The sequence below is a fragment of the Prauserella sediminis genome, assembly GCF_014195435.1.
Classification (GTDB): domain Bacteria; phylum Actinomycetota; class Actinomycetes; order Mycobacteriales; family Pseudonocardiaceae; genus Prauserella; species Prauserella salsuginis.
In genome coordinates this window covers 119,958-127,250 of record NZ_JACIBS010000005.1, presented here as the reverse complement: position 1 = coordinate 127,250, position 7,293 = coordinate 119,958, and the positions used below count along the sequence as shown (strand labels likewise).

At 67.4% G+C, this 7,293-nt stretch carries 9 protein-coding genes; 2 read left to right on the top strand and 7 right to left on the bottom strand.

The window, feature by feature from the left end:
• The 7 genes from FB384_RS22540 to FB384_RS22510 form a co-directional block, all read right to left on the bottom strand.
• Window positions 1-363 (bottom strand): ATP-binding cassette domain-containing protein (locus tag FB384_RS22540; protein ID WP_183786828.1); only part of this gene is annotated, 363 nt, incomplete at its 3' end.
• Window positions 353-1,369, bottom strand: a complete 1,017-nt coding sequence (locus FB384_RS22535) for an ABC transporter ATP-binding protein (protein ID WP_183786827.1) — start codon at window positions 1,367-1,369, stop codon at window positions 353-355. The genes FB384_RS22535 and FB384_RS22540, both read right to left, overlap by 11 nt.
• A 79-nt stretch (window positions 1,370-1,448) precedes the next feature.
• Entirely contained in the window at window positions 1,449-2,342 is an 894-nt protein-coding gene (locus FB384_RS22530) for an ABC transporter permease (RefSeq protein WP_183786826.1), read from the bottom strand.
• Window positions 2,339-3,352, bottom strand: a complete 1,014-nt coding sequence (locus tag FB384_RS22525; RefSeq protein WP_228726600.1) for an ABC transporter permease — start codon at window positions 3,350-3,352, stop codon at window positions 2,339-2,341. The genes FB384_RS22530 and FB384_RS22525 overlap by 4 nt, the downstream gene beginning before the upstream one ends.
• A gap of 156 nt (window positions 3,353-3,508) precedes the next feature.
• On the bottom strand, window positions 3,509-4,018 hold the full coding sequence (locus tag FB384_RS22520; RefSeq protein WP_183786825.1) for a VOC family protein: 510 nt from the start codon (window positions 4,016-4,018) through the stop codon (window positions 3,509-3,511).
• Between the two features lie 43 nt (window positions 4,019-4,061).
• Complete coding sequence (locus FB384_RS22515; protein ID WP_183786824.1) at window positions 4,062-4,931, bottom strand: VOC family protein; 870 nt, start codon at window positions 4,929-4,931, stop codon at window positions 4,062-4,064.
• A 48-nt stretch (window positions 4,932-4,979) separates the two neighbouring features.
• Window positions 4,980-5,450: a hypothetical protein gene (locus tag FB384_RS22510; RefSeq protein ID WP_183786823.1), complete on the bottom strand. Its 471-nt coding sequence runs from the start codon at window positions 5,448-5,450 to the stop codon at window positions 4,980-4,982.
• A 136-nt stretch (window positions 5,451-5,586) separates the two neighbouring features.
• Here FB384_RS22510 and FB384_RS22505 point away from each other — a divergent pair, with 136 nt between their 5' ends.
• Both FB384_RS22505 and FB384_RS27390 read left to right on the top strand, forming a co-directional pair.
• A complete protein-coding gene (locus FB384_RS22505) occupies window positions 5,587-6,060 on the top strand; it encodes a cupin domain-containing protein (protein ID WP_183786822.1) in 474 nt (157 codons plus the stop codon).
• 40 nt (window positions 6,061-6,100) lie between these two features.
• A complete protein-coding gene (locus FB384_RS27390; protein WP_183786821.1) occupies window positions 6,101-7,258 on the top strand; it encodes an acyl-CoA dehydrogenase family protein in 1,158 nt (385 codons plus the stop codon).
• The last annotated feature ends 35 nt before the right edge of the window (window positions 7,259-7,293 follow it).

Sequence of the window (7,293 nt, the reverse complement as noted above, 5' to 3'; positions counted from 1 at the left end):
CTCGACGACGAGGTCTCGCACCTCCCGTCGTGGATTCAGCGAACCGACGGGATCCTGGAAGATCATCTGCATGTCACGGCGTAGCTCGCGCACCTGCCGGGTCGGAAGCGTATGCACCTGTTCGTCGCCGTAGCGGATCCGACCGTCCGCTATCGGATCCAGTCTCAGTACGGCCCGCCCCGTCGTGGACTTCCCGCAGCCCGACTCGCCGACAATGCCAAGGGTCTCCCCCTGCCTGATGTCGAAGCTGATTCCGGCGACGGCCTTGAACGAGGTTCCCTTCAACGTGTACTCGACCTCGAGGTCCTCAACGGACAGCAGTGTGTCCGCGCCCCGCAGGTGAGCCGTTCCGCTACCCGCCAACGCGCACCTCGTCTTCCTCGGCGGCAACCGGTGCCTCCGGCTCCGCACGGTTCAGGCACGCGACCCGGTGGTCGGTGCCGACGTCGACCATGTCCGGGCCGGGCTCCACGCACGCGTCGAGTGCGTGGTCGCACCGCGGCGCGAACCGGCAGCCGGGCGGTGGGTCAGTGGGAGGTGGCAGCGTGCCTCGGATGAGGGTGAACGGCGTGTGCCGGTCGTGGTCGATCGAGGGAGTCGCGCCCAGCAGCGCACGCGTGTAGCGGTGCTGCGGGGACTCGAAGACCTGCCGGGTCGCTCCGATCTCGGCCAGTTTGCCCGCGTACATCACCGACGCCCGGTCAGTGCAGCCCGCGACGACGGCGAGGTCATGACTGATCAGCATCAGCGACATACCGCGCTCGGTCTGGACCCGGCGGAGCAGGTCCAGAATCTGCCGCTGGATCGTCACGTCGAGTGCCGTGGTCGGCTCGTCGGCGATCAGCAGGTCCGGCTCACAGGCCAGCGCGATCGCTATCATGACGCGCTGTCGCATCCCGCCGGAGAGTTCGTGGGGGTAGTTCTGCAGCCGTCGTTCGGGATCCGGCACGCCGACCTCGTTGAGCAGGTCGAGGGCCCGCGACGCGGCCTCGGACTTCGAGACGCCCAGGTGGCGACGCATCCCCTCGGTCAGCTGCCGCTCCACCTTGACGACGGGACTCAACGAACGCCCGGGGTCCTGGAAGACCATCGCGATCTGCTTGCCCCATACGGTCTCGATCTGTTTGCGGCTGAGGCCGAGCAGGTCTCGGCCCTGGAACAGCACCTCACCGGTCCGGGCCGAACGGGGCGGCATCTGCCCCATAATGGCCCGCGCCATGACCGATTTGCCCGATCCCGATTCACCCACGATCCCCAGCGCCTGAGAACGGTCGACAGCCAGGCTCACGCCGTCGACCGCCTTGACCGTGCCGCGCGGCGAGCCGATGTAGGCCCGGAGGTCGCGGACCTCGAGCAGGGGTTCACTCATCCTTCGCCTCCCGGGAACTCGCGCCGTTTCTCGACTGCATCGTCACGGTCACGTCCTTTTTCGTCGGTGTGGCCACGGCTCAGTCCTGCATGGTGCGATCGAAGCGATGACGCAGGTGGTCGCCGACCTGGTTCAGGGAGAACACCGTCAGGAAGATGACGGCGGCCGGAATGAACACGAGATGCGGGTTCGTCGCCAGCGAGTTCTTCGCATCGTCGATCATCCCGCCCCAGCTGGGCTGCGGCGGCGGGACACCGAGACCCAGGAAGCTCAGCGACCCCTCCGCCACGATCATTGCCGCGACGACGATCGGGAAGTACGCGCCGAGCGTCGGCAGCACGTTCGGCAGGATCTCCCTGGTGAGGATCCGGAAGGGGCCGGCCCCCATGTTCTTCGCCGCCCGGACGAACTCGCGCGAGGACCACGAGATGGTGGTCGCCCGCGTGAGCCTGGTGAAAGTCGGAACGGTGACGATCGCGAGGCCGACGGTGATGGTGGGAACGCTCGGCGACAGCATCGACGTCAACGTGAGCAGCATGATCAACGGCGGGAAGGCCAGCATGGAATCGGTGATCAGCGTGACGAACCAGTCGATACGCCCACGGAAGTAGCCGCCGATCGTGCCGAGCAGCGTGCCGACGACACAGCCGAGGAGGCCGGCGGCCGTGCCGACCACCAACGACACCTGGGCGCCGTACACGATCCGCGAGAGCATCGACCGGCCGTAGGAGTCCGTGCCCAGCAACAGGTCGAGCGAGCCGAGTCCCGGCACCAGGCGGGAACTCCCGACGGCCTCGTCGTAATCCGCGATCGGCAGCACGCTCGCGAAGATCGCGCCCAGGATGATCAGACCCAGCCAGCCGTAACAGAGGTAGACGACGACGGAGCGCTTGCGGCGCGCCTCGGGGACGACCGGGATCGCAGGCCCCGACGCATCGGACTGCGGTGACGCCGTGGTGGCGACCGTACTCATGACCGACCTGCCTTCCGGACACGCGGGTCCAAGAACCCGTAACTGAGGTCGACGAGCGTGTTGACGGCGACGTAGACGACGGCGATGAAGACGACGATGCCTTGCACGGTGATGGCGTCACGTTCGGTGATCGCAGTGGCGACGAGCTGCCCGAGGCCGGGCAGTCCGAACAGGACCTCCACGACGACCGTGCCGCCGATCAACCGGCCGAGGTTGATGCCCATGACCGTGATCAAGGAGAACGACGACGGCCGCAGGGCGTGCCGGAACATCACGTAGCCGCGGGACATGCCCTTCGCCCGCGCCGCGGCGATGAAGTCCTCCCGCAGCGTGCCGATGAGGTCCGCCCGCAGCAGACGATGGAAGGCCGCGATCTCGTTGAGCGCGATGGCGAGCGCGGGAAGGAAAGCGCTGGCCAGATTCGGCCCGAGTCCGTCCTCGATGTGGTTCCAGCCGGAGACGGGGAAGGCCCCTGTCTGCACGGCGAGCAGATAAATCAGCACGGGACCCGCGACGAACGCCGGAACCGAGAGCAGGACCGACGACAGGCCGGAGATCGCCCTGTCCAGCGCACTGCCCTCCGTCGTGGCCGAGACGATGGCCAGGAAGACCGACACGACGAGGCCGATGAGCAGGCCCAGGACGGCGATCTCCAGAGTGACCGGCAGCCGCGCCAGGATCGCGTCGGTCACCGGTTCGCCATTGATCGGCGAGACACCGAGGTCGCCGGTCACGGCGTTACCCAGCCAGGAGAAATACTGCTCCCACAAGGGGCGGTCGTAGCCCAGCTCGGCGTTGAGTGCGGCCACGGCCTCGGGCGTCGCGTTCTCACCGAGGATCGCCTCGGCAGCGGTGCCCGGGGTCAGCGCCAACAGCACGACCACGGCCCCGGTCGCGATGAGGACGACCAGTACGGCCCGTCCGACACGCTCTCCGACCATGCCCCAGGTGGCGCGACGACGAACCCGTCGCCCGGAGTCCTTGCGGCCCTGCGGCGTGGTCGCGGTCATCGGTCCCGTCCGGGGGTCGGCGCCGACGGGCGGCAGGGCTCGTGCGCGGTGGTTTTCACTGCGAATCGCCTCCAGAGTCGACGACGACGGTGGGGCGCGGCGGCAAGCCGCCACAGGGGCGGTGCTCCGTGCGGTCCGGGTGGGTGAGCGGGCTGATCAGAAGAGCGGGTCGGTACCGGCGTACCAACGGTCGAAGCGTTCCTTGGCGCCGTTGAGGCAGGACTCGGGTTCGTAGAGGACACCGCTCGGGGAGCGGATGTAGGTGAAGCCACCGTAACCGTCCTCGGGAGCGGCGCCGGCGAGCTCGACCTGCCACCCCTTCGCGACCAGCTCGGTGTTCACCGCGGTCACGTCCTCGACCCAGACGCCGACGTGGTGGAGGCCGGCACCGCCGATCTCGGTGTCCCAGAAGCTGCCCGGCGAACCCTGCAACAGCTCGATGTGCACCGGACCCTCCTGGCTGAAGGAGATCGTGAGGTCTGCGGCACGCATGCCGCCGTCCGGCCACCACACCTCCATGGAGTGCGAGAACGGTACCGTCCAGCCGACACCGAGGGTGCGTGTGAGCTCCTCCTGGGCTGCCTCGAGATCGACCACCCGAATACCGAGGTGGAAGACCTCTCCCCAGGGAAAGGGAGGCAGGCCGAGTGTGTCGAGATCCATCATCTCGTCGTCCTCCGGGTCTACGACTCTGTGTGTGGGTGGCGGGTCAGGCGGCGGGCGGCGGGGTGAAGTGGTGGCCCCAGAAAGCACCCTCGGTGATCTCGTACGTCGGCTGCTCCCCCGGCACGCGCCGACCGCCGTACCCGAACTCGATGGCGTAACGCTCCGGCGAGTAGACGTAGAACGACACCATGTAGTCGTTCGTGTGCTTGCCCAAGGTGTTCATCATCGGCACCTCGAGCCGCGCGGCGCGGTCCAGCGCCAGCCCGACGTCGTCCAGAGTGGACGCTTCGACCATGAGATGCAGCAGTCGCCCCGGCCCGGGCGCTCCGGTGACACCGACTGTGTGGTGCCGGTCGTTGGAACTCAGGAACCACACCGGCTTACCCCGCTCCGACCCCATGGTGTTGCGCTCGAAGAAGCCCAGCACCTCGGTGTAGAACTCCAGCAGGGCGGGCCCGTCCTCACCGGTGATGATCACATGCCCCATGCCCATATCACCGGTGACGAAGGAAGTCACCGTCGGTAGCTGGACGCGTTGGTGGTCCAGGACGGGCCCGTAGAACAGCTCGACCGGGTTGCCACCCGGGTCGTCGAACCGTGCGAACCCGGTGACCCGGCGCTCGGCACACTCCTCGGCGGTTCCCGCGGTCACCTTGATGCCGGCGGCCTCGACGGCCGCCACCGTGCGGGCGAGATCGCGAGCATTCAGGACCTCGAGGCCCAGTGCGGTCATGCGGCTCTCCGAGCCCGGCTCCACGACGAGCCGTGGCGGGTACTCGTCCATGCGGTAGCGGAGCGAGTGATCATCCTCGGTGTGCACCGGCATGAGGCCGAGAAACTCCCCGGCGAAAACCTCCCACGCGGGAAGGTCGGTGGATTCCAAGCGCAGATAGCCCAGGGAGTGGACGGGCATGGTCGGGCTCCTCTCGGGGACGGTGATTCGGGTCGTGGTGGAGCGGATTCAACGGCGAACCCAGGCCGGGTCGTCGTACCAGTAGGTCTCCACGAGCGAGGGATCGCCGTCCCAACACTCCATATAGGACACTCCATCGGAGCCTGCCGTCATACGGTAGGGCTGCCCCGCCTCGACGGTCCAGAAGCCGCCGGCCTCGACGATCTCCGCCCGAGGGGTGCTCGCGTCTTGCGGGGTGTACTCGACCTGGAGCGACCCCCTGGTCACGATCCGGAGCTGGCGCATGTTCTGGTGCCGGGTCGGGACCGCGAACCCGGCGCGGATACGGCGGCCCCGCCATTTGAAGCCCGGTGCCACCGAGGTCGACACCGCGATCGCCTTCTCGAACGTCGCCCGAGCGTCCACCGGAGCGTCACGCAGGAACCCACCAGACGCCCAATAGGCGTTGGGGTCGTCCTGGTCGACCTCCAGAGGCTCCCATCCGGCGTCGTCCGCGGCGTCGAAGAAGAAGATTGCCATGAATGGATACTTGGGTGAGTACCCGAATAGGGTCAACCACGCCATCCCGTTGGCCGGAACCATGCCGAGTCCGCCGTCCCACCCACCAGGACATCGGTGATGACAACGAAACGGTACCCGTGAATATCATCCATTCATGTCGATCGCCTTCGCCAGCCTGCTCGATGACGCCGTCTGGATGCCGATGCCACTACTCGGGCAGCAGGAGAATCCCCGATACCTCTGGGAAGACGGCCGACCACTGGCCGATGCACCCGTCGACTTCGCCGCCACTTTCGGCGAGAACATGCTCGTCTCCACCGCGCCGATCGATCTGCCCGCGTTCAATCGGAACCCGTTGCGGGTGGTTCCGAATTTCGTCGTTCCACGGCATCTGCACAATATCGACGAGACCGTCCTCGTACTTCAGGGCGAGTACTGGATCGAACATGGACCCGAATCCGATCCGCAAGTGGTCCGGGTCGGCCCCGGGTGCTTTTTCACCAGCCGGGCCGGCACCCCCTACACCATGACGGCGGGCCCCGAGGGCGTCACCTACATCGAAACCTGGGGCGTTCCGGTTCAGAACCTCAAGACCGTCTGGTTCGACAAAGGCTGGGTCCACCGCTGACTGTGGACATACATCGTCCGATTTCGTCAGGAGAACGAAAGTGAACCGAGACAAAGCGCCCGATGCGACGCAGCAAAGCGTGCTGGACAACGTTCGTGCGCTCCAGCCCGAGATCCGAGAGCGGGCCACGGAGATCGAGTCCGCCCGACAGGTTCCGAAGGACCTGGTCGAGAAGCTGCGGTCTGCCGGGATCTTCCGTCGGTACGTTCCACGTAGCCACGGTGGTGACGAGGCGTGGCCGGATCAGGGGCTGACCGTCATCGAGGAGATCGCCCGCGCGGACGCGTCGGTCGCATGGGTCTCCGCTGTCGGTTCCGAGGGCGCAAGCTTCTACGCCTACCTACCGACGGAGAGCTACGACAAGATCTACGCCGGCGGACCGGACGTCGTGCACACCGGTGTCATCAACGCGACCGGACGTGCGGTGCAGGACGGCGACGGGTACCGGTTCACCGGGCAGTGGTCGTTCGCCAGCGGTTGCGCCGGCGCTGACTACATCTGCCTCAACGGCGTCGTCGACGGCGCTCCGGCCGGCGACGGCCCGCCACTGACCCGCTTCGCGGTCGTCCCGCCGAGCGAGGTCGAGATCGTCGACACCTGGCACGTGAGCGGGCTCAAGGGCACCGGAAGCCATGACATCAAGGTCGAGGATCTCTACGTGCCGGCAGAGTGGACGGGAACGTTCACCCAGCTGCCCGAGGTCCCCCGGCACCCGCTCGACCAGCGACCGCTGCTGGCTCGGTTCGGCCTGGAGTTCGCCGCGGTCGGGTTGGGCGTCGCCCAGGGCGCGCTGGACGACATCCTCGCCATCGCGCAGCACAAGACGCCTGCCACAGCCAAGAGCAAGCTCGCTGCCGACCCGGTCGCGCAGTACCTGGTCGGGCAGCTCGCCACCGATCTGCACATGGCCCGCACGCTGTTGCACTCGGTCGCCCAGGAGGATCAGGGAAGCGTCGCCGCGGGAGTACCGGGACAGGACTGGATGGCCGCCCGCAAGGCGAGGCTGTCCCGGGTGGCGTCGGTCAGTGCCTCCGTGGTCGAAGCGGCGTACGACGTCTCGGGAACCACGGGTCTGTTCGAGTCCTGCCCGCTACAGCGCCGCATGCGCGACGTCCGCGCCGTCACGCAGCACTTCCTGCTCTCCGCTCGCAACGCGTTCGGACCGGCCGGCGCCGCCGTGCTCGCGCCGCAGGACTGAAACCCGCTCCCCATCATCGGAAACCGCGTCAGGAG

Bases quoted from the DNA above. Each gene is read 5' to 3' on its own strand.
- FB384_RS22520 (WP_183786825.1), bottom strand. From the start codon at position 4,018: ATGATGGATCTCGACACACTCGGCCTGCCTCCCTTTCCCTGGGGAGAG.
- FB384_RS22525 (WP_228726600.1), bottom strand. From the start codon at position 3,352: ATGACCGCGACCACGCCGCAGGGCCGCAAGGACTCCGGGCGACGGGTT.
- FB384_RS22510 (WP_183786823.1), bottom strand. From the start codon at position 5,450: ATGGCAATCTTCTTCTTCGACGCCGCGGACGACGCCGGATGGGAGCCT.
- FB384_RS22535 (WP_183786827.1), bottom strand. From the start codon at position 1,369: ATGAGTGAACCCCTGCTCGAGGTCCGCGACCTCCGGGCCTACATCGGC.
- FB384_RS22515 (WP_183786824.1), bottom strand. From the start codon at position 4,931: ATGCCCGTCCACTCCCTGGGCTATCTGCGCTTGGAATCCACCGACCTT.
- FB384_RS22530 (WP_183786826.1), bottom strand. From the start codon at position 2,342: ATGAGTACGGTCGCCACCACGGCGTCACCGCAGTCCGATGCGTCGGGG.
- FB384_RS22505 (WP_183786822.1), top strand. From the start codon at position 5,587: ATGTCGATCGCCTTCGCCAGCCTGCTCGATGACGCCGTCTGGATGCCG.